Source organism: Rhizobium giardinii bv. giardinii H152 (assembly GCF_000379605.1).
GTDB lineage: Bacteria > Pseudomonadota > Alphaproteobacteria > Rhizobiales > Rhizobiaceae > Pararhizobium > Pararhizobium giardinii.
In genome coordinates, this window is sequence record NZ_KB902578.1 from 619177 (window position 1) to 638894 (window position 19718).

The 19718-nt window shown below is 61.2% G+C and carries 16 protein-coding genes; 11 read left to right on the plus strand and 5 right to left on the minus strand.

Annotated features, from left to right (window positions below; all coding sequences use genetic code 11):
• The first annotated feature begins 49 nt into the window (after nucleotides 1–49).
• From A3AY_RS0103120 to A3AY_RS0103145, 5 genes are all read left to right on the plus strand, one after another.
• Nucleotides 50–1234, plus strand: a complete 1185-nt coding sequence (locus A3AY_RS0103120; RefSeq protein ID WP_018324222.1) for a BaiN/RdsA family NAD(P)/FAD-dependent oxidoreductase — start codon at nucleotides 50–52, stop codon at nucleotides 1232–1234.
• A 222-nt stretch (nucleotides 1235–1456) separates the two neighbouring features.
• Nucleotides 1457–1612: a hypothetical protein gene (locus A3AY_RS38890; protein WP_018324223.1), complete on the plus strand. Its 156-nt coding sequence runs from the start codon at nucleotides 1457–1459 to the stop codon at nucleotides 1610–1612.
• Nucleotides 1613–1961: 349 nt separating this feature from the next.
• Nucleotides 1962–4490: a methyl-accepting chemotaxis protein gene (locus A3AY_RS0103130; RefSeq protein ID WP_018324224.1), complete on the plus strand. Its 2529-nt coding sequence runs from the start codon at nucleotides 1962–1964 to the stop codon at nucleotides 4488–4490.
• Between the two features lie 164 nt (nucleotides 4491–4654).
• A complete protein-coding gene (locus A3AY_RS0103135) occupies nucleotides 4655–6496 on the plus strand; it encodes a methyl-accepting chemotaxis protein (protein ID WP_018324225.1) in 1842 nt (613 codons plus the stop codon).
• 393 nt (nucleotides 6497–6889) lie between these two features.
• On the plus strand, nucleotides 6890–7765 hold the full coding sequence (locus tag A3AY_RS0103145) for a LysR family transcriptional regulator (RefSeq protein WP_018324227.1): 876 nt from the start codon (nucleotides 6890–6892) through the stop codon (nucleotides 7763–7765).
• Nucleotides 7766–7850: 85 nt separating this feature from the next.
• Here the strand turns inward: A3AY_RS0103145 and A3AY_RS0103150 are convergent, their stop codons facing one another.
• Together A3AY_RS0103150 and aceA are read right to left on the minus strand one after the other, a co-directional pair.
• Nucleotides 7851–8090, minus strand: a complete 240-nt coding sequence (locus A3AY_RS0103150; RefSeq protein WP_018324228.1) for an SMc00767 family acetate metabolism repressor — start codon at nucleotides 8088–8090, stop codon at nucleotides 7851–7853.
• An 80-nt stretch (nucleotides 8091–8170) separates the two neighbouring features.
• Complete coding sequence (gene aceA / locus A3AY_RS0103155; protein WP_018324229.1) at nucleotides 8171–9460, minus strand: isocitrate lyase; 1290 nt, start codon at nucleotides 9458–9460, stop codon at nucleotides 8171–8173.
• 231 nt (nucleotides 9461–9691) lie between these two features.
• Between aceA and A3AY_RS0103160 the strand changes: the two genes are divergently transcribed.
• The 5 genes from A3AY_RS0103160 to A3AY_RS0103180 all read left to right on the plus strand — a co-directional run bounded on the left by A3AY_RS0103160 (nucleotide 9692) and on the right by A3AY_RS0103180 (nucleotide 15407).
• Nucleotides 9692–11101: a helix-turn-helix domain-containing protein gene (locus tag A3AY_RS0103160; RefSeq protein ID WP_018324230.1), complete on the plus strand. Its 1410-nt coding sequence runs from the start codon at nucleotides 9692–9694 to the stop codon at nucleotides 11099–11101.
• A gap of 237 nt (nucleotides 11102–11338) precedes the next feature.
• Nucleotides 11339–12433, plus strand: a complete 1095-nt coding sequence (locus A3AY_RS0103165; RefSeq protein ID WP_018324231.1) for a polyamine ABC transporter substrate-binding protein — start codon at nucleotides 11339–11341, stop codon at nucleotides 12431–12433.
• 97 nt (nucleotides 12434–12530) lie between these two features.
• Complete coding sequence (locus tag A3AY_RS0103170; protein WP_018324232.1) at nucleotides 12531–13673, plus strand: ABC transporter ATP-binding protein; 1143 nt, start codon at nucleotides 12531–12533, stop codon at nucleotides 13671–13673.
• 4 nt (nucleotides 13674–13677) lie between these two features.
• Nucleotides 13678–14589, plus strand: a complete 912-nt coding sequence (locus A3AY_RS0103175; RefSeq protein WP_018324233.1) for an ABC transporter permease subunit — start codon at nucleotides 13678–13680, stop codon at nucleotides 14587–14589.
• Nucleotides 14589–15407 (plus strand): ABC transporter permease, encoded by an 819-nt coding sequence (locus A3AY_RS0103180; RefSeq protein WP_174371916.1) that lies wholly within the window; start codon nucleotides 14589–14591, stop codon nucleotides 15405–15407. The genes A3AY_RS0103175 and A3AY_RS0103180 overlap by 1 nt, the downstream gene beginning before the upstream one ends.
• Nucleotides 15408–15420: 13 nt before the next feature.
• Here the strand turns inward: A3AY_RS0103180 and A3AY_RS0103185 are convergent, their stop codons facing one another.
• Genes A3AY_RS0103185 through A3AY_RS36955 form a run of 3 tightly spaced genes read right to left on the minus strand, consistent with a single transcriptional unit; the run spans nucleotide 15421 to nucleotide 17568 of the window.
• Entirely contained in the window at nucleotides 15421–15675 is a 255-nt protein-coding gene (locus A3AY_RS0103185) for a DUF6460 domain-containing protein (RefSeq protein ID WP_018324235.1), read from the minus strand.
• A 29-nt stretch (nucleotides 15676–15704) separates the two neighbouring features.
• A complete protein-coding gene (locus tag A3AY_RS34410) occupies nucleotides 15705–17324 on the minus strand; it encodes an AsmA family protein (protein ID WP_051108254.1) in 1620 nt (539 codons plus the stop codon).
• A gap of 1 nt (nucleotide 17325) precedes the next feature.
• The gene (locus A3AY_RS36955; protein ID WP_051108256.1) at nucleotides 17326–17568 is read right to left on the minus strand and encodes a hypothetical protein; all 243 of its coding nucleotides are present in this window, start codon (nucleotides 17566–17568) and stop codon (nucleotides 17326–17328) included.
• 176 nt (nucleotides 17569–17744) lie between these two features.
• Between A3AY_RS36955 and A3AY_RS0103195 the strand changes: the two genes are divergently transcribed.
• A complete protein-coding gene (locus tag A3AY_RS0103195) occupies nucleotides 17745–19697 on the plus strand; it encodes an acetoacetate--CoA ligase (RefSeq protein WP_018324236.1) in 1953 nt (650 codons plus the stop codon).
• Nucleotides 19698–19718: the final 21 nt, after the last annotated feature.

Here is a 19718-nt window from a genome sequence, read left to right on the forward strand (position 1 = left end):
ACTTTCAAGCCGCCGCCCGGAAAAGGAAGGCGAAACAGGATCGGATGCCTTGGCTGAACAATATGACGTGGTGATAATCGGCGCGGGTGCTGCCGGCATGATGGCAGCGATCGAAGCGGGCAAGCGTGGCCGCCGGGTGCTGGTGATCGACCACGCCAGGGCGCCGGGTGAAAAGATCCGCATCTCGGGCGGCGGGCGCTGCAACTTCACCAATATTCACGCGAGCCCGAAGAGGTTTCTCTCGGCCAATCCGCATTTCTGCAAGTCGGCGCTGGCACGCTACACGCCGCAGGACTTCATCACGCTGGTCGAACGCCACGGCATCGCCTGGCACGAAAAGACGCTTGGCCAGCTCTTCTGCGACGACAGCGCCAAGGACATCATCCGGATGCTGCTGTCGGAAATGAAGGAAGCCCGAGCCGTGTTGCGGTTGGGGGTGCAGGTTCAGTCCGTCGACAAGACACTTTCCGGTTTCCGCGTGGTGACAGGGGACGGCGCGATCGACGGCTCTGCGCTGGTCATTGCCAGTGGCGGCAAATCGATCCCGAAAATGGGAGCGACGGGTTTTGCCTACAGGATTGCCGAGCAGTTCGGCCTGCCTCTGGTCGAAACCCGCCCGGCGCTGGTGCCGCTGACGCTTGACCCGGCGCAACTGGAAAGCCTGAGTGCGCTCGCGGGCGTTGCCGTCGACGCGGAGGCGCGCTCCGGCAAGACGGTGTTCGAAGAGGCCGTTCTGATCACCCACCGCGGCCTGAGCGGCCCGGCCATCCTGCAGATTTCCTCCTATTGGCGCGAGGGCGGCGGCATCCGGCTCGGCCTGTTGCCGCGTGTCGATGTTGCAGCGCTGCTTAAGGCTGCGCGCCGCGACAATGGCCGGCAGGCGCTGCAGACGGCGCTTGGCGAACATCTGCCAAAGCGCCTGGCGCAGTTCTTTGCCGAGACCGCCGGCCTGATCAACCGGTCGCTTGCCGACCTCTCCGACAAGGTGATCGACAGTTTCTGTGCCGGCATAAAGGATTGGACCATCACGCCGGCCGGCTCGGAAGGCTACCGCACCGCTGAAGTAACGCTCGGCGGGGTAGACACAAAGGCGCTCGATTCCCGCACGATGCAGGCACGCGAAGTGCCTGGCCTTTATTTCGTTGGCGAATGTGTCGACGTCACGGGCTGGCTTGGCGGCTATAACTTCCAGTGGGCGTGGGCGTCGGGTTTTTCCGCGGGCCAGGTTGCGTAACCAACCCCAGAAAGGCCGCGCTCACTTCAGCCATTGTTAAGATATCTGGCGGAACCTGTTCCCGAGCTGGCACGACGGCCCGCGGACGTGTGAGATGGCTTTTCGGAGAATGAATCAGAAAAGTGACATTTTTTCTCTTTCGTGTGCCGTTGCAACACGAAGCGGGCTGGCGGTTCGGATCATCCGAGTCTATCGTTGCTTTGGTCGAAAGGACATAATGCCATGAACCAGTATCGCAGCCGTTCCGCAGCTCGCGCAATCGCTATTGCGAAAGCCGACGAAAGCAAGACGCGAAAGGCCATGCTGATCCGCGTCGCCGTCATCGCACTCGGTGCTCTCACGGCACTCTCGGCGCTTCCCTCGTTCTGGTCCTTCTGAAACCAGGTTTTAAGAGCGCAGTTCCGAGTAGCCCACTCCTGCACGCGATCGTCTACGCCCAGACTTCACCGGTGCCGCCAGACCTAAGCGGACGTGTCGCTTTTGGCGCCAGTGAAACGAAATAAGTCGTATTTATTCAAATATTAATTCTTGCTGTTGAAGAATGCGCCACAACGGAGTCTGCCGTGATCTCGCCTATGGGGATGAGCGGGTCATGCAATGAATGCCTGGCAGGCTGGCGGCGTCACGCCGTATGGTTTTCAAGTCAAATCATCAGCTTGTTTGGCGCACCGGGAAAGCTCGTCGAGCTTGTGGAGGGCGGTTGCAGGCTGCGAGCCAAGGTGCGTCCATGTTCATCGACAAGATTCTTGCCCGCTTCAAAATCCAGACCAAGGTGCTCTTGTTCATCCTGCCCTTCGTCGTCAGCATCTGCGCTGTCGGTATCACCGGCCTCTATGCGTCAGGGTTGCTGCAGGGGCGGATGGAAATCTCCAACAGCGTCCTGCAGTCGCTGAGCGGCTTCAAGGATGTCTATGCCGGCATGAATGCCTTCCTTCAGAACACGTCGGACGAAACCCGGCAGACGGTCGTTGCGAAGCTCGAAGCGCAGCAAAAGGTCCTCGCAGACACGCTGTCGCAGGTAGTGGACGATGAGGGTCGCCAGCAGTTGCAGCAGGCCGTCGAGGGCAGCACGAAGATCGGCGATCGCGTCGGGCAGCTCTGGACGCTTTATGAGAACGAAGTGAGCCTGCGCAAATCCATCACCGCAAGCCTCGGCGAACTGCTGGGCGAGCAGATGAAGGTGCTGGAGGAAGCGACCAAGATGGAGCGTGGTGTCCGTAAGGACGAGGAGGCCGCCAAGTCGCTGCTGCGCGAAGCCGAGCGCTTGACGTCCTCCAGCGATATGCTGGTTTCCTTCAATTCGAAATTCGGTAGGGCCGCCAATGCTGAAGACAAGATCAAGGTCGCGGCCGATTCCTATGGTGACATGACCAAGGTGCTGCGCAAGATCAGCTCCGGCCTGCCGCAAAACCAGAAAGCGGTGGCCGAAACCTTCAAGAAGACGATTGGCGAGATCAAGGCGCTGATCGACGGCGGCGACAAGAGCGACGAAACGGCGGCCGCCATCGGCAAGCTCTTGGCACGCTTCCGCCAGACGAGCATCCAGCTCCACACCGCCGCGGGCCTGAAGATGCGCGAGGCGACGGCGACGTTCGGCAAGCTCGACGCACCGCTCGTCAAGGCCGGTACCGTGCTGGCGGATACCCGCAAGCTCGTCAACTCGGTCTATTCGATCCGTATCGCTGCGGCGAGTTTCCTTGAAAATTCCAATCAGGAAGGGCGCGAACGTCTTACCCGCGAGTTCACTGGGATGGAGAAGGACATTCAGAGCCTTGCCGGAACCGCCGGCGATCTCGAATTCTTCTCCAGGCTCGTCAATGCCTTGAAGCCGATCATCGCCAAAATGAACGGCGACAGCGCCGCGCTGGTCGATATCAGCCAGAAACGCCAAGCCGAATTTACGGCGGCTGCCGCCGAGATCGACAACATCTGGGGCCAGCTCACTGCCTTTGCCGAAGGCCAGAAGACAACGGCATCGGTTGAACGCGACAAGGCAAACCAGGTTTCCGTTTTCGCAACCGTCGTCGGTATCCTGATTGCGCTGCTGGCCGGCGGGGCGCTGGTCCTGACGCTAAAGGGGCCGATCGGCCAGATCACCGCGGCGATGCGCCGGCTTGCCGATGGCGCGCTCGACACGTCGATCGACGGCGGTGCCCGCCGCGACGAGATTGGCGACATGGCCCGCGCGCTTGGCGTCTTCAAGGAAAACGCGCTGTCGAAAGTCCGCATCGAGGCCGAGAGCGAAGAGCAGCGCGCCCATGCGGAAGCCGAGCGCCTGCGCAACGATGCGGAAAAGCAGGCGCTCGACAGCCAGATCGATTTCGCCGTCAGCCAGCTTGCGGCCGGTCTCGGCCGCCTGGCGCAGGGCGATCTCTCCCAGCAGATCGACACGCCGTTCACCGGCCGGCTCGAGCAACTGCGCATGGACTTCAACGGCTCGCTGATCCGCCTTCAGGACACGCTCGTGCAGATCCGCGACAACGCGATACTGATCCAGCGCAGTGGCAACGACATGCATGCCTCTGCCGACTCGCTATCGAAGCGCACCGAGGCGCAGGCGGCCTCGCTTGAGGAAACGGCGGCCGCCGTCGACCAGATCACCGTTACCGTCCGCTCGTCGGCTGAACGGGCGCATGAGGCCAATGTCGCCGTGACGCACACGAAAAAGAGCGCCGACAGCTCGGCGGTCGTCGTCAGCAACGCGATTGCTGCCATGGGGCGCATCGAGGACGCCTCGCGCCAGATCGAGCAGATCATCGAAGTCATCGATGAAATTGCCTTCCAGACCAACCTGCTGGCGCTGAATGCCGGCATCGAGGCAGCGCGCGCCGGCGATGCGGGCAAGGGCTTTGCGGTGGTTGCCCAGGAGGTTCGCGAACTCGCCCAACGCTCGGCGGGAGCCGCCCGCGAGATCAAGGGGCTGATCAACAAGTCGACCGCCGAAGTGAGCTCCGGGTCGCAACTTGTCCAGGAGACCGGTGCGGTGCTGGCCTCGATCAGCCAGCAGATCGTCTCGGTCAGCAGCCATGTCGAGATGATTGCGACCGCAAGCCGCGACCAGGCGGCGGCGCTGCACGAGGTGAACGGCTCGGTCAACCAGATGGACCAAATGACCCAGCAAAACGCCAACATGGTCGAGCAGGCAACCGGTGCCAGCCGACAACTCGCCAACCAGGCCGACACGCTGATGATGCTCGTCGAACAGTTCCGCCTGGAGCCGGCAATTGCCACTCGACAGGTCGGCCGCGCCGCCTGAGCGGAGCCGAACGATATTCCGGTGCCCGGCCTCGCGGTCGGGCATTTTAGTTTGGGAAATGCTCTTCATATTACTCGAAAAGCCCGCAATTGCTGGATTTCTCACCATTTTTTAAGGCTTTCAATTTAAGAGTATTAGAAATTTCTCACTTTGAGGGCCATGCGATGCTCCGGTTTTTCAAGTCCTCAGTCGTATCCCAGCTGGTCGCCATCACGCTGGGGCTGATCTTCCTCAGCACCGCGACGATCGCCGGCGTCATGCACTACAATTTGCGCAGCTACGTGATGGCGGACGCAACCATGGACGCCCGCGACGCAAGTCGCGCGATGGCTGTGCTCTACGGCATGAAGGTGCCGGACGCGGCGATCGAGATGAAGGATGGAATCCTGACCAGCGTGACCGAAAACAAGATGGCTGCGCTTCCCGATCACGACCTTGTTGACCGCACCGCCCAGACGATTGGCGGGGTGGCAACGATCTTCGAGAAGCAGGGCAGCGATTACGTCCGCATTTCGACGAACGTAAAGAAGGAAAGCGGCGATCGCGCCGTCGGAACGAAGCTTGCCGCCGACCATCCGGCACAGGCGTTCCTGGCCAAGGGCGAGGCCTATTACGGGCCGGCGGTGCTGTTCGGACGGGACTATATCACCGGATATTTCCCGGTGAAAAACGCTGCCGGCGCCAATGTCGGCATGTTGTTCATCGGTATTCCGACGGAAGTCTATTTCAGCAAGATCAACTATCTCCAGTATCTGATCCTCGCGATTGGCACCGGCGTGATGATCGTCGTCGGCATGCTTGCCTACGCGGCGATCCGCGCATCGATCCGGCCGCTTGGCATATTGACAGGTTCGGTCGAGGCCATTTCTTCGGGTAATCTGGATGTTTCCGTTCCTTATCTCGACCAGAAGAACGAGTTTGGCGGCATTGCCCGCGCACTCGCCGTCTTCCGCGAAAATGCGCTGTCGAAGCTACGGATGGAAATCGAAAGCGAGAATCGCCGCGTTGAAACGGACGAGGAGCGTTCGCGCCGCGACCTTGAAAAGCGCGAGATGGACCGCGAGATCGATTTTGCGGTGAACGCTATCGCAGCCGGCCTCGGCCGCTTGTCGCAGGGAGACCTCACGCAGCAGATCGATACACCGTTCACCGGCCGTCTCGAACAGGTGCGCACCGACTTCAACGGTTCGGTCACCCGACTGCGGGAAACGCTTTCCCATATCCGCGACAATGCCCGGGCGATCCAGCGCAACGGCGGCCGAATGCTGTCGTCTGCTGACGCGCTTTCAAAGCGCACCGAAGCGCAGGCGGCGTCTCTGGAGGAAACGGCAGCCGCCGTCGAGGAAATCACGGTCACCGTCAAGTCCTCGTCAGGACGGGCGCAGGAGACCAACCGCGCCGTCGCCGAAACCAAGAAGAGTGCCGACAGTTCGGCCAGCGTCGTCGCCAACGCCATCGCCGCGATGGGCCGGATCGAGGATGCCTCGCACCAGATCGAACAGATTATCGAGGTCATCGATGACATCGCCTTCCAGACCAACCTCCTGGCGCTGAATGCCGGCATCGAGGCGGCACGGGCAGGCGATGCTGGCAAGGGCTTCGCTGTTGTTGCGCAGGAAGTGCGGGAACTGGCGCAGCGCTCGGCCAATGCTGCCAAGGAGATCAAGATGCTGATCGACAAGTCGACCAGCGAAGTCAGCACCGGCTCTGCGCTGGTGCAGGAGACGGGCGCCGTGCTCGCCTCGATCAGCAAGCAGATCGTCGCCATCAGCCAGCATGTCGAAATGATCGCCACCGCCAGCAGGGACCAGTCGTCTGCCCTGCAGGAAGTCAATGGGTCGGTCAACCAGATGGACCAGATGACCCAGCAGAATGCCTCGATGGTCGCCGACACGACCAATGCCAGCCGCGAACTGGCAGACGAGGCGGATATGCTCATGACGCTGGTGGAGCAGTTCAGCCTGGAACGGGAGAATGTCCAGCGCCAGGTCAGTCGCGCCGCCTGAGCGGCTCTGCCCTAAAAGGACGGAAAGACCCGGTCGACGCCGAAGAGGCACCGACCGGGTCTTTGTTTTGGCAGCATCACTGCGACCAGCGCCGGCGAAATCTCTGGACTGCGGCCACGAACCGGCCTGGCAGTCGGCTCTGGTTGCGCAATTCCTCGAACTCATGTCGCCTGCGTCCGTCTTTCGACAACATCTCCGTCAGCAGAACTATTCCTATCATTTCAGGCATTGGACGTTTCCTTGAGACAACAGGAAGCCGCCGCAGGACCTCGTCCCGCGTGCAGCGTTCCTTCGATTGGGATCGTGCGGCCCTTGGCCGCGTGGTTTACGGTTTCAATCTATGCCTCAAAAATTGTTTTATAAACGCAAGAAGATGGCGTATGTCTTTCAATTATGAAAGACATCAACTGGGACGCCTATCAGACATTTCTGGCCGTCGCCCGCCATGGCGGATTGACCGGCGCCGCGCAAGCGAGTGGCGTCAGCCCTGCGACGGTCGGCCGCCGCGTGCTCGATCTCGAACAGACAATCGGCCGGCAACTCTTCCTGCGCAGCCAGACGGGTTATCGACTGACGGCAAATGGGCAGGCGCTGTTCGAGCAGCTGCAGGCCATGGATGCCGTGGTGCGAAGGGTGGAAAACTGGCGGCAGGAGGCGCATGGCTCGGCGGTCGTGCGACTGATGGCCGGAACTTGGGTGACCTGGCTGGTCTGCGAGAACATCCAGGCCATCTGGAGCGACCGTGACGGTTTCCGTCTCGACATGTCGGTCTCCGAGCGGCGCGCGACGCTTGCGCACCGGGAAAGCGACGTCGGCGTCAGAGCGGTCATGCCGGAAGAGCCGAACCTCACGAGCCGTCACATCGGCGAGGTCGCCTATGCCGCCTACCGCCAGCGCAATGCGCTCGATGGACTGGCCTCGGCCTGGCTCGCCGTGTCGGAGGACGACGCGATCTCGCCCTATCTGCGCTGGCCACATGAACAGGCGGCGGCATCGATCGCCGTGATCGTCAGCCGGCCGCGCTCCTTGCTCGACCTAGCGCGAGCTGGCGCGGGGCAGGCTGTCCTGCCCTGTTTCGTCGGCGACCTCGATCCCGGCCTCGAAAGGGCCGGCGAGGAATTGAAGCAGCTTCGCCATGGACAATGGATCGTCACCAACAGCGAGGACCGCCATCGCCGCGAGATCCGCACGGTGTCAGAACGCCTGTATCGGTTGGTGAAAAGTCATGCCGATCTCTTCGCCGGAAAAAGGCCGAGCCGGAGTTTCTAGCTGGCTTGCGATGTGGGCCGGACCACCAAGAGCAAAATCCCGGCAGGATCGCTCCCGCCGGGATTTTCATGCTGATGGCCATCGCTCAGCCGCGACCCTGCGTGACAATCACCGGGATCAACAGGTCGCCCCAGTTGCCTTCGCCGCCGTGATGCCGGGCCGAGCGGACGAGTTCGACGGAGACGCCGGCGTCCACCGCCTTCATGACGGCCTGGTTGAGGCGGTGCAGGTCGTTGGCGACCATGCGGATCATCGCCTGTTGTTCCGGTGTCATGGCCGACGACTGCTCTTCGGCCCGTTCCTTGACGCGTGTCTGGACTGACATGGCATTTCTCCTCTGATGGGGTTCTTGATGGGCTGCCTTGCAGCCCCTCCCCAAACCAAGCCTGGGGAGGGGAATTGTTGTTACTCGGCCGCTGGGCGGAACTGGTCGTGTTCGGTTGATTCATGCATGGCGGTGGTCGAAGACTTGCCGCCGGTGATGGCCATCGACACGGCGTCGAAATAACCGGTGCCGACTTCGCGCTGGTGCTTGGTCGCCGTGTAGCCGTTGACCTCGGCGGCGAATTCCGCCTCCTGCAGCTCCGAATAGGCGGCCATCTGGCGATCCTTGTAGCCGCGGGCGAGCTCGAACATGCCGAAGTTCAACTGATGGAAGCCGGCGAGTGTGATGAACTGGAACTTGTAACCCATCGCACCCAGTTCGCGCTGGAACTTGGCGATCGTCGCATCGTCGAGGTTCTTCTTCCAGTTGAACGACGGCGAGCAGTTATAGGCGAGCAGCTTGCCCGGATGCGCCTTGTGCACACCCTCGGCGAATTTGCGCGCCTGCTCGAGATCCGGCTTCGAGGTTTCGCACCAGATCAGGTCGCAGCTCGGCGCGTAGGCGATGGCACGGGCGATGCAGGGCTCGATGCCGTTCTTGACGTGATAGAAGCCTTCGACCGTGCGGCCTGCCTCATAATCGACGAAGGGCTGGTCGCGCTCGTCGATGTCGGAGGTCAGAAGCTTGGCCGCTTCCGCGTCCGTGCGGGCGATGACCAGCGTCGGCGTGCCCATGACGTCGGCGGCGAGCCGCGCGGCGTTGAGGTTGCGGATGTGGGCGGCCGTCGGGATGAGGACCTTGCCGCCGAGATGGCCGCACTTCTTTTCCGAGGCCAACTGATCCTCGTAGTGGACACCGGCGGCACCCGCCTCGATGAAGGCCTTCATGATCTCGAAGGCATTGAGCGGACCGCCGAAGCCGGCTTCCGCATCGGCAACGATCGGCGCAAACCAGGTATCGACGGAAAGGCCCTTGCCTTCCGAGGTCTCGATCTGGTCGGCACGCTGGAGCGTCCGGTTGATGCGCTTGGCAAGCTCGGGAGCGGCGTTGGCCGGATAGAGCGACTGGTCGGGGTACATGGCGGATGCCGTATTGGCGTCGGCGGCAACTTGCCAGCCGGAGAGATAGATCGCCTTCAGGCCGGCGCGAACCATCTGCATGGCTTGGTTGCCGGAGAGCGCACCCAGCGCATTGACGAAATCTTCCTCATGGATGAGCTGCCATAGCCGGTTCGCGCCCATTTCAGCCAGCGTATGCTTGATCTGAACGGAGCCGCGCAGACGCTTGACGTCCTCTGCGGTGTAGGGGCGCTCGATACCGTCGAAACGGCCCTGGGGTGCACCGGGAACGAGATTGTAAAAATCAGTCATATTGGTCCTCCTGCAAATTTTCTGGCGGTGTTCGACTTTGGTTCGATGCCCGCTCAGTGCGCGAATTTGATGTAACTAGATTTACAGTGCGCTGCACAAAGTCGCTATAGCAAAAGGATTTTCGCGGATACTAAAAGGGTTATCATGTCTTGTGTTTTACAGGCGGCTTCTGTAATTTTGTAAATTATGTAAATTCCGGATTTTGGCGGGACGTTGTAAAAGGCATGACAAATGGCTGAGAACAAGATTTTCGCCGGCGCCCGCGTGCGGCGCATTCGCAATGGCCTCTCCCTGACCCAGACGGCGATGGCCGAGGCGCTCGGCATCTCGCCGTCCTATCTCAATCTGATCGAACGCAATCAGCGGCCGCTCACGGTGCAATTGCTGCTGAAACTCGCTTCCGTCTACAAGGTCGATCTGGACGAGCTGCAGGGAGAGGCGTCCGGCAGCGTGGCGCAGTTGCGCGAGATGTTCGCCGACCCGCTGCTCGCTGGCGAGTTGCCGGGAGATCAGGAACTGATCGAGGTGGCCGAAGCGGCGCCCAATGCGGCCACCGGCATCCTCAAGCTCTACCGTGCCTATCGTGAGCAGTCCTCGCGGTTGAAGGACCTGAGCGGCCTCCTGTCGGGCCAGGGCCACATGGCCGCACTGTCGGACGCGCGCCTGCCAATGGACGAGGTGCGCGAGGTCTTCGAAAATCGTCCGCATTATTTCGCTCGGATCGACGAGGCCGCCGAAGCATTCCATGCGCAGCTGTCGGCCACCGAAGATTCTGCCGCAGCTCTGAAGGACTGGCTGCGCAAGGAACACGGCCTGACCGTCCGCGCCTTGCCGGTGCATGTCATGCCCGATCTGCGTCGCCGTTTCGATCGGCACTCGATGCGGTTGTTCCTGTCGGAACGATTGTCCCTGCAGGACCAGTTGCGGGAGATCGCGATGGAAGCGGCGCAGATCGCCTTTCCGGAAGCGATTGCAGCCGATCTCGATCAACTGGCATTTTCGACGAGTGAGGCGCGGCGTATCGGCCGTTTCGAACTCGCGCGTTATGCCGCGCACGCCATCATGATGCCCTATGGCGCGTTTCATTCGGCGGCGCTCAGGGCCAAATACGATCTCGATGTCCTGAGCGCCCGCTTTCGCGTCTCGTTCGAGCAGGCAGCGAACCGGCTGGTGACGCTTCAGCGCCCAGGCGTTTCGGCCGTAGCGTTCTTCCTGATGGAGATCGACCATGCCGGTCACCGCCTGCGCAAGGCCGGTGCTCAAGGTTTTCCGCAGGCGCGGTTCGGTGGCAACTGTCCGAAGCTCAACATCCACGCGACGTTTTCTCAGGCCGGCCAGATTTTGGCGGACCGCGTGGAAATTTTTGGAGGCGGAGAGTTCCTGGTGCTTGCCCGGACGATCGACGGTCCCCGGGCAAACTTTCAGGAGCGCATTCGGCGCACGGCAATCCTGATCGGCTGCGATGCCGCTCATGCACCGGAAACCGTCTACGGCGAGGTGCCGATCGCGACCGTTGCCGGCGGCACCGCCTGCAGGCTTTGCGAGCGGCAGGGCTGTCTTGCGCGGGCCGAGCCGCCGGTCACCCGGCCGCTCGGGCTTGACGAGATGGTGACCGGCTTGAGTGCCTTCGACTTTCAATAGCTGCCTCTGCTCAGTCGCTGGCAGGATGATGGGCCGGCCTTAACCGGGCATTGAAAAGATTCAGATTTTTGTAGCCGCTGCTAAAATTGGTAAGAGCGGGACTCCGGTGTTCGCCACCGCGTAAAAGCGCTTGTGGTTGCCCGAAAACATGCCTAACTTCCAGACGCATACGGGCTCGATCGTTTGACGCGCGGCGATGGCGCGGCTGACGGGAGCTCGATAAAAAAGGGGAATTCCATGTCGCGCAAGATTACCACTGCCTTTGCTGCGCTGATCCTTGTCGGATCAGCGTCGGTTGCGACCGCGCAGGAGCGCGTCGTAAACGTCTACAACTGGTCCGATTATATCGACGCCAGCATTCTGGAGGATTTCACCAAGGAAACCGGCATCAAGGTCGTCTACGACGTCTTCGATTCCAACGAGATCCTCGAGACCAAGCTGCTCGCCGGCGGAACCGGCTATGATGTCGTCGTGCCGACCGCAACTTTCCTGCAGCGCCAGATCGCCGCCGGCGTGTTCCAGAAACTCGACAAGTCGAAGCTGCCCAACCTGTCCAATATGTGGGACGAGATCACCACGCGCGTCGCCACCTACGATCCGGGCAATGAATATGCCATCGACTACATGTGGGGCACGACCGGCATTGGCTACAATGTCGAGAAGGCCAAGCAGATCCTCGGCACGGACGAAAAGCCGACCTGGGATGTTCTGTTCAAGCCCGAGGTCGCCGCCAAGTTCAAGGATTGCGGCATCCATGTCCTCGATTCCCCGACCGATGTGGTGCCGAGCGTGCTTGCCTATCTCGGCCTCAACCCCGACAGCCACGCGCCGGAGGATCTGGCCAAGGCGGAAGAGCTTTTGCTGAAGGTTCGACCCTTTATCCGCAAGTTCCATTCCTCCGAATATATCAATGCGCTGGCAAACGGCGATATCTGCCTTGCGCTCGGCTATTCGGGCGACATTTTCCAGGCGCGCGACCGTGCCGCCGAGGCCAAGGCTGGCGTCACCGTGGATTACTCGATCCCGCCGACGGGCGCGCAGATGTGGTTCGACGTGATGGCCATTCCCGCTGATGCGCCGCATGTGGCCGAAGCGCATGAATTCCTGAACTACATCATGAAGCCGGAAGTCATCGCCAAGGCGAGCGATTTCGTCTTCTACGCCAACGGCAACAAGGCATCGCAGCAGTTCATCAGCAAGGAAGTGATTGAGGACACCGCGATCTATCCGCCGGCAGATGTGATGAAGAAGCTTTTCACAACGACACCCTTCGACGCCAAATCGCAGCGCGTGTTGACGCGCATGTGGACCAAAGTGGTCACCGGCCAGTAAGTCGAAGAGAATTGCCCGGACATCAAATCCGGGCAATTTTCGTATGGGCACGGACCAAACATGGCCGTGCTGTTTGCACATCATTCGGGGATAGATGATGAAGTCACTTGGCAGTATCCGGCGCTCCTTCGCCCCTTGGGCCGATGCCACCGCCGTGCCATTCATTGCAGTAAAGAACGTCACCAAGAAATTCGGAGATTTCGTCGCCGTCGACAATCTGTCGCTCAATATCTATCCCCGTGAATTTTTCGCGCTGCTTGGCGCCTCCGGTTGCGGCAAGTCCACGCTGCTTCGCATGCTGGCGGGCTTCGAGCAGCCGACATCCGGCGAAATCGTCCTCGACGGACAGAGCCTGGCCGGTATCCCGCCCTATCGGCGACCGGTGAACATGATGTTCCAGTCCTATGCCCTGTTTCCGCATATGACGGTCGAGAACAACATCGCCTTCGGCCTGAAGCAGGACGGCATGCCGAAGCCGCAGATCGCCGAGCGCGTCGACCAGATGCTGAGACTCGTCAAGCTCGACAAGTTCGCCAAGCGCAAACCGCATCAGTTGTCGGGCGGCCAGCGCCAGCGTGTGGCGCTGGCCCGGTCGCTCGCCAAACGGCCAAAGGTGCTGCTGCTCGACGAGCCGCTGGGCGCGCTCGACAAGAAGCTGCGCGAGGAAACCCAGTTCGAACTGATGGACCTGCAGCAGCAGCTCGGCCTGACCTTCGTCGTCGTCACCCACGACCAGGAAGAGGCAATGACCATGGCCGACCGCATCGCCGTCATGGCGCATGGCAAGGTCATCCAGGTAGCGACGCCGCCGGAAATCTACGAGGCACCAAACTCGCGTTTTGTCGCCGACTTTATCGGTGACGTGAACATTTTCGACGGCACCGTCACGTCTGCCGGCAACGGGACGGTCGACATCGCGACGGAAGCAGGGTTTTCAGTGCGCGTGGCTTCGTCGGAGCCGCCGGCTGTCGGCACAAAGGCAGGACTGGCCATTCGGCCCGAGAAGATCCGCGTCAGCCGCGACAAGCCGGCCTGCGCACCCCTGAATGCGGCCCAGGGCGAGATCTGGGACATCGGCTACCTGGGCGACATGACGATTTTCCATGTGCGCCTGAAGGACGGCAAGGTGATCAAGGCGTCATCGTTGAACGCGGTGCGCGCGGTCGAGGATCCTCTGGGCTATGACCAGCAGGTGTGGGTTTCCTTCGATGAGAACGCCGGCGTCGTGCTGAAGGATTGAGGCCATGTCAAAATTCGGATCGGCAATCTTCAACCGGCTGGTGATCATCATCCCCTACGCCTGGCTGACGATCTTCTTCCTTGCGCCCTTCTTCATCGTTCTCAGAATATCGCTGTCTGAAACCGCAATCGCGATGCCGCCTTATCTGCCCGTCTTCAATCTGGCGGATGGCATCTCGGGCCTCGTCGACAAGCTCGGCGAGTTGTCGGTCGCCAACTATGTGTTTCTTGCCGGCGATGCGCTCTACACAAATGCGTATATTTCCAGCCTGAAGATTGCCGTCATTTCGACCATTGCGACATTGCTGATCGCCTATCCCATCGCCTACGGCATGGCGAAGGCACCGACCACCGTTCGCGCGACGCTGCTGATGCTGGTGATCCTGCCGTTCTGGACGAGCTTCCTGATCCGCGTCTACGCCTGGATTGCGATTTTGAAGCCGGAGGGCCTGCTGAATCAGCTGCTGTTGACGCTCGGCGTTATCGACGAGCCACTGATCATTCTCAATACCAACTGGGCGATCTATATCGGCATCGTCTATTCCTACCTCCCTTTCATGGTGCTGCCGATCTATTCGTCGTTGGAAAAGATGGATCACAGCCTGACGGAAGCGGCACTGGACCTCGGCTGCACGCCAATCCGCGCCTTTTGGCGCGTGACGTTCCCGCTCTCGATGCCCGGCGTAATCGCCGGCTGCATGCTCGTCTTCATCCCGGCGGTCGGTGAGTTCGTCATCCCAGACCTGCTTGGCGGGTCGGAGACGCTGATGATCGGCAAGACGCTCTGGAACGAGTTCAACGCCAATCGTGACTGGCCGGTGTCTGCGGCGGTGGCGACGATCCTACTGCTGATCCTGGTGGTGCCCATCATGTTCTTCCAGCACGCGCAGGCCAAGGCCGACGGCGAGGGGAGGTAATCATGGTCAAGTGGTCACGGTTCAACATCGCATCGATCGTTTTCGGCTTCGCCTTCCTCTATTTGCCGATTGTTCTCCTCGTCATCTTCTCGTTCAACGAATCGAAACTGGTGACCGTCTGGGCGGGGTTCTCGACCAAGTGGTATGTGCAGCTCCTTCATAACCAGGCACTGCTCGATGCCGCCTGGGTGACGGTGCGGGTCGGCCTTATTTCGGCGACCGTGGCAACGGTGCTCGGCACGCTCGCCGCCCTTGCCATGACGCGCTACACGCGGTTTCGCGGCCGCATGCTGTTTTCCGGCATGATCTACGCGCCGCTCGTCATGCCGGAGGTCATCACCGGCCTGTCGATGCTGCTCTTGTTCGTCGCCATTGGCTTCGATCGCGGTTTCTGGACGCTGACGCTGGCGCACATCACCTTCACCATGTGCTTCGTCGCCGTTGTCGTACAATCCCGTTTGCTGAGCTTCGACCGGTCGATCGAGGAAGCCGCGATGGATCTCGGCGCCACCCCGGTCGCGACCTTCCTGCAGGTAACCCTGCCGGTCATCGCCCCGGCGGTCTTTTCCGGCTGGGTCCTCGCTTTCACGCTGTCGCTGGACGATTTGGTGATCTCGAACTTCACCTCCGGCCCGGGAGCCACCACCCTGCCGATGAAGATCTACAGCCAGGTGCGGTTGGGTGTGACACCGGAAATCAACGCGGTCTGCACCATCCTGATCGGCATCGTCGCCATGGGCGTGCTCATCGCTTCCGTCGTCTCACGGCGTCGTGAAGTCCAGCGGGTCAAGGACGAGCAGGCCGCCTTCGCCCTGTGATGTCCGCGAGCCCTCAGTCGCGCTCCCTCTCGCGTGGCGGCAGGAAGACATAGGTCAGGAGCCAGACGGGCAGCACAATCATCGAGCCGAGCAGGATGTTCGGCAGCGCCCAACCGGTCAGGCGCAGAAAGTAGGTCCACACCATCTCGGGCGTCAGCCCTGCCTGCTGCAGGATCTGCTCGGAAGAGATGTTGAAGAGCGAGAGCGCGACGCCCGTCAGAAGCGATGCCAAGGCGATCTTGGACAGGGCGGCAAGAAAACGCAGCACGGACATCTCCAGTGGGCTGATTCGGCAGCTTATTTTAGAAGACCCTGTGGCAATGTCGATGTGACGGACTGTTGAAGGGCAGGGATCGTCGTGATCGGTGAGATGATTGCATTTGGCCAGGAGCCGCCGACAAAGAAGCGAACCGGCGGTATCGCGGTATCGTCGGGGCGAACGGCGCCGGCCAGTGCCAGACTGCCGCTGCGGTAGGGAATGAACCCCGCAAGCGAAAGGGTTCGTCCTTCGCCGCGAATATCCGCCTTCGTCAGCTCGGCAACGCCTCCGTGCAGCTTTGCAATTATGTCTGCGGTGGCAAAGTCAAAGGAACCGTGGCCGGCCTGACTGATGTTGAAGAAACTGCCCTGCGCCGCAAGCCGTTCGAATTCCGGTCCGTTGAAGTTCGTCAACGCACCGTCGACAGCGGAATAGCGGATTTCGCCGGAAACGCTGTTCATTGTTCTCGCCGACAGCGGTTCGGTGGTTGCGAGGTCGACGCTCACCACGCCCCGCCCCAGCGGCAGCGATCCCTGCAGGCCGAGGCCCGCAACGACAGGGGCGAGATTGGCATTCTTCAGAGAAAACTGCAGCCGGCCGCCATTGGCGCCGTCTTTCGCAAGATCGATGCGGCCGCTGAGCGAGCCGTCGGAATAAGTGCCGTCGCCGATATCGAGGGATGCCCGGTCGTTGTTGATTATCACGCCAGCGGCGATATCGGTAAGTGTGACCGTGCCGTAGCTTGCCTCCTGGGCCGAAAGCCGCAGATCGAGATTGATCCGCCTGAGAAACGACATGTCCGGCGTCCCGGAGGCGGCGGACGCCGGCTGCATCGGCAGGAGCAAAGCGAGGAGCGACGTCAAGTCGAGCCGCTCGAAGGCAAGCGTGCCATCGATCCGCGGGCTGTGCTGCTTGCGCCACGCCACATCCAGAACACCCGTCGCACTGGATCCGTTCAGCGCGAGCGAGAGATTGTCCATCTTCAACATCTCGGCGGACACTGTCATGCTCGTGTCGATGGAGGTGGTTCCCGTCGATGGCGGCAGCGGTCTCGCCCCGCCATACCAACTCATCAATGTGGGGAGGGAAGCCGCCGTCAACTGCAGTTGCCCGGAGGCGAAGGGATGCGTGGAGGCGTTGCCGGTACCGTCGAAGCTGAAGCTCAGCGGTGCGGCGGTGAACGAGGTCTGGATTGCGCTGTCTTGCCCCGAAAGCAGCATCATCGGCTCATCGCAGACGAAGGACCACTCGACTCTTTCGCCATTCATCAGAGCCGAAAGACCTGCACTGATCCGCGCAGCCGGCGCCGGCCATTGGATCGAGCCGGAAACATTGGTCACCCGATGGGTACTGGCCGTGATACGGTCGCTCAGTTCCAGCGTGCCGTTTTCGATCTCGATGTCGCCGATCGGGGTGTGGCGGGCGGAAGATAGCGTCGTCGACGAGGCATGGGCGATGGCGTCGGCCATCCAGCCGGCCCGTCGCCAATTGAGGCTCCCGTCCGTCCGGCGCTCGATTTTGATCACGGGGTTGAGCAGGCGGAAGTCATAGAAGACCGGCGTGCCGCGCAGGGCGGCGAGGAGGTCAAACCCGGCGGCGATGGATTGGGCTTTCGCCAACAGTTCCGGAGAGGCTGTATCGCCGCCTTCGAAGGTCACGCTATGCGTGCAGCGTCAAGACCGGATGCGGCCAGAAGCTGATATCCGGATTGCCGGCAATGGCGGCGCGTGCCCCTGTCCAGGAGGAAAGCGCCCGCTCCATGTTGAGCTTGACGCTGGCCGTTGAAATGAAAAGCGGCAAGGCTACCTTGAACAGCATGACGAGCACGAGCGCGCCGACCGCGATAGAAGCAGCCTGCGGAGCCCTGCTTTGCTGGGGGGGGAGATCGACGTTTTGCCTCATTGCCGTCCGGCGCACTTTCATATGGTCTGGAAGGCGGATCGATAGGCTTTCGCTGCGGAGAAATCAAACGATTGAAAACGGGAAAATGTCGCAACTGCCAAAGCCATTAAGTGCGTGCTCTGTTTATCTTGCGTCGCAGCATGATATAGAGGCTGGTCTGGGTAGCGGAGGAAAGCATGCAAGCAGAACGTCCCCTTTGGACACCGTCCCGCGAATTCATCGACCAGACGCCGATGAAGGCGTTCATCGCTTGGTGCGAACAGCGCTTTTCGAAGAGCTTTGCCGACTATGACGCGTTCCATGCCTGGTCGGTCAGCCAGCGCGCCGATTTCTGGACGGCCGTCTGGGACCATTGCGGCGTCATCGGCGAAAAGGGCGAGCGGGCGCTGATCCATGGCGATCGCATGCTGGAAGCCCGGTTCTTTCCCGACGCGACGCTCAATTTCGCCGAAAACCTGTTGCGGAACACGGGAAGCGGAGACGCGCTGATCTTCCGGGGCGAAGACAAGGCGCGATCGCGGATGTCCTTTGATGAACTGCGGGCGCTCGTGTCGCGGCTGCAGCAGGCCTTGAAGGCCGCGGGCATCGGCAAGGGTGATCGCGTTGCAGCGATGATGCCCAACATGCCCGAGACCATCGCGCTGATGCTGGCTGCCGCCTCCATTGGCGCTATCTGGTCGTCCTGTTCCCCCGATTTCGGCGAACAGGGCGTGCTCGATCGCTTCGGCCAGATCGAACCCAAGCTGTTCATCGCCTGCGACGGCTACTGGTATGCCGGCAAGCTGCAGGATGTTTCCGCCAAGGTTCAGGCCGTTTCGAAGAAACTCGGCGTGCCGGTGCTGATCGTTCCATACGCCGGCGATGCGGACGCGCTCGCAGCATCCGTCGGGAACGGCAAGAGCCTCTCTGCCTTCATCGCGCCCTTCGCCGAAAAGCCGCTCGAATTCGTGGCGCTGCCTTTCTCGCATCCGCTTTATATCCTCTTCTCCTCGGGCACGACCGGCGTTCCGAAGTGTATTGTCCATTCGGCCGGCGGGACGCTGCTCCAGCATCTCAAGGAGCACCGCTTCCATTGCGGGCTGAGAGAGGGCGAGAGGCTGTTCTACTTCACCACCTGCGGCTGGATGATGTGGAACTGGCTGGTGTCCGGTCTGGCGCTGGGCGCCACGCTCTGCCTCTTCGACGGCTCGCCTTTCCATCCGGACGGCAACGTGCTGTTCGACTATGCCCGCGACGAGAAGTTCGCCGTCTTCGGCACCTCGGCGAAATATATCGATGCGGTGCGCAAGGGCGGCTTTACGCCGGCATCAACGCACGATCTCTCGTCGCTGCGGCTGATGACATCAACCGGCTCGCCATTGTCGCCGGAGGGTTTCTCCTTTGTCTATGAAGGCATCAAGCCGGATATTCAGTTGGCCTCGATTTCCGGCGGTACGGATATCGTCTCCTGTTTCGTGCTCGGCAATCCGCTTAAACCCGTCTGGCGCGGCGAAATCCAGGGGCCGGGTCTCGGCCTTGCCATGGATGTCTGGAACGACGACGGTCAGCCGGTCCGCCAGGAGAAGGGGGAACTCGTCTGCACCAAGGCGTTTCCCTCGATGCCGGTGATGTTCTGGAACGATCCGGAGGGCAACAAATACAAGGCGGCCTATTTCGAACGCTTCGACAATATCTGGTGTCACGGCGACTTCGCCGAATGGACCGAGCATGGCGGCATCATCATTCACGGCCGTTCCGACGCGACGCTCAATCCGGGCGGCGTGCGCATTGGCACGGCGGAAATCTACAATCAGGTCGAGCAGATGGACGAGATTGCCGAGGCGATCTGCATCGGCCAGGACTGGGATGACGATGTTCGCGTCGTCCTGTTCGTGCGCCTGGCAAAGGGCAGGGAACTGACCGAGGATCTCGTCAAAGCGATCAAGACCAAGATCCGCACCGGTGCCTCGCCGCGCCATGTGCCGGCAAAGATCATCGCGGTCGCCGACATCCCGCGAACGAAGTCGGGCAAGATCGTCGAGCTCGCGGTGCGCGAGGTGGTCCATGGCCGGCCGGTCAAGAACAAGGAGGCGCTTGCCAATCCCGAAGCGCTCGACCTTTACGCGAACCTCCCCGAATTGCGGAACTGAGCCGTTAAGACTTTCCGGCCT

Bases quoted from the DNA above. Each gene is read 5' to 3' on its own strand.
- A3AY_RS38890 (WP_018324223.1), top strand. From the start codon at position 1,457: ATGAACCAGTATCGCAGCCGTTCCGCAGCTCGCGCAATCGCTATTGCG.
- A3AY_RS0103130 (WP_018324224.1), top strand. From the start codon at position 1,962: ATGTTCATCGACAAGATTCTTGCCCGCTTCAAAATCCAGACCAAGGTG.
- A3AY_RS0103135 (WP_018324225.1), top strand. From the start codon at position 4,655: ATGCTCCGGTTTTTCAAGTCCTCAGTCGTATCCCAGCTGGTCGCCATC.
- A3AY_RS0103145 (WP_018324227.1), top strand. From the start codon at position 6,890: ATGAAAGACATCAACTGGGACGCCTATCAGACATTTCTGGCCGTCGCC.
- A3AY_RS0103150 (WP_018324228.1), bottom strand. From the start codon at position 8,090: ATGTCAGTCCAGACACGCGTCAAGGAACGGGCCGAAGAGCAGTCGTCG.
- aceA (WP_018324229.1), bottom strand. From the start codon at position 9,460: ATGACTGATTTTTACAATCTCGTTCCCGGTGCACCCCAGGGCCGTTTC.
- A3AY_RS0103160 (WP_018324230.1), top strand. From the start codon at position 9,692: ATGGCTGAGAACAAGATTTTCGCCGGCGCCCGCGTGCGGCGCATTCGC.
- A3AY_RS0103165 (WP_018324231.1), top strand. From the start codon at position 11,339: ATGTCGCGCAAGATTACCACTGCCTTTGCTGCGCTGATCCTTGTCGGA.
- A3AY_RS0103170 (WP_018324232.1), top strand. From the start codon at position 12,531: ATGAAGTCACTTGGCAGTATCCGGCGCTCCTTCGCCCCTTGGGCCGAT.
- A3AY_RS0103175 (WP_018324233.1), top strand. From the start codon at position 13,678: ATGTCAAAATTCGGATCGGCAATCTTCAACCGGCTGGTGATCATCATC.
- A3AY_RS36955 (WP_051108256.1), bottom strand. From the start codon at position 17,568: ATGAGGCAAAACGTCGATCTCCCCCCCCAGCAAAGCAGGGCTCCGCAG.
- A3AY_RS0103195 (WP_018324236.1), top strand. From the start codon at position 17,745: ATGCAAGCAGAACGTCCCCTTTGGACACCGTCCCGCGAATTCATCGAC.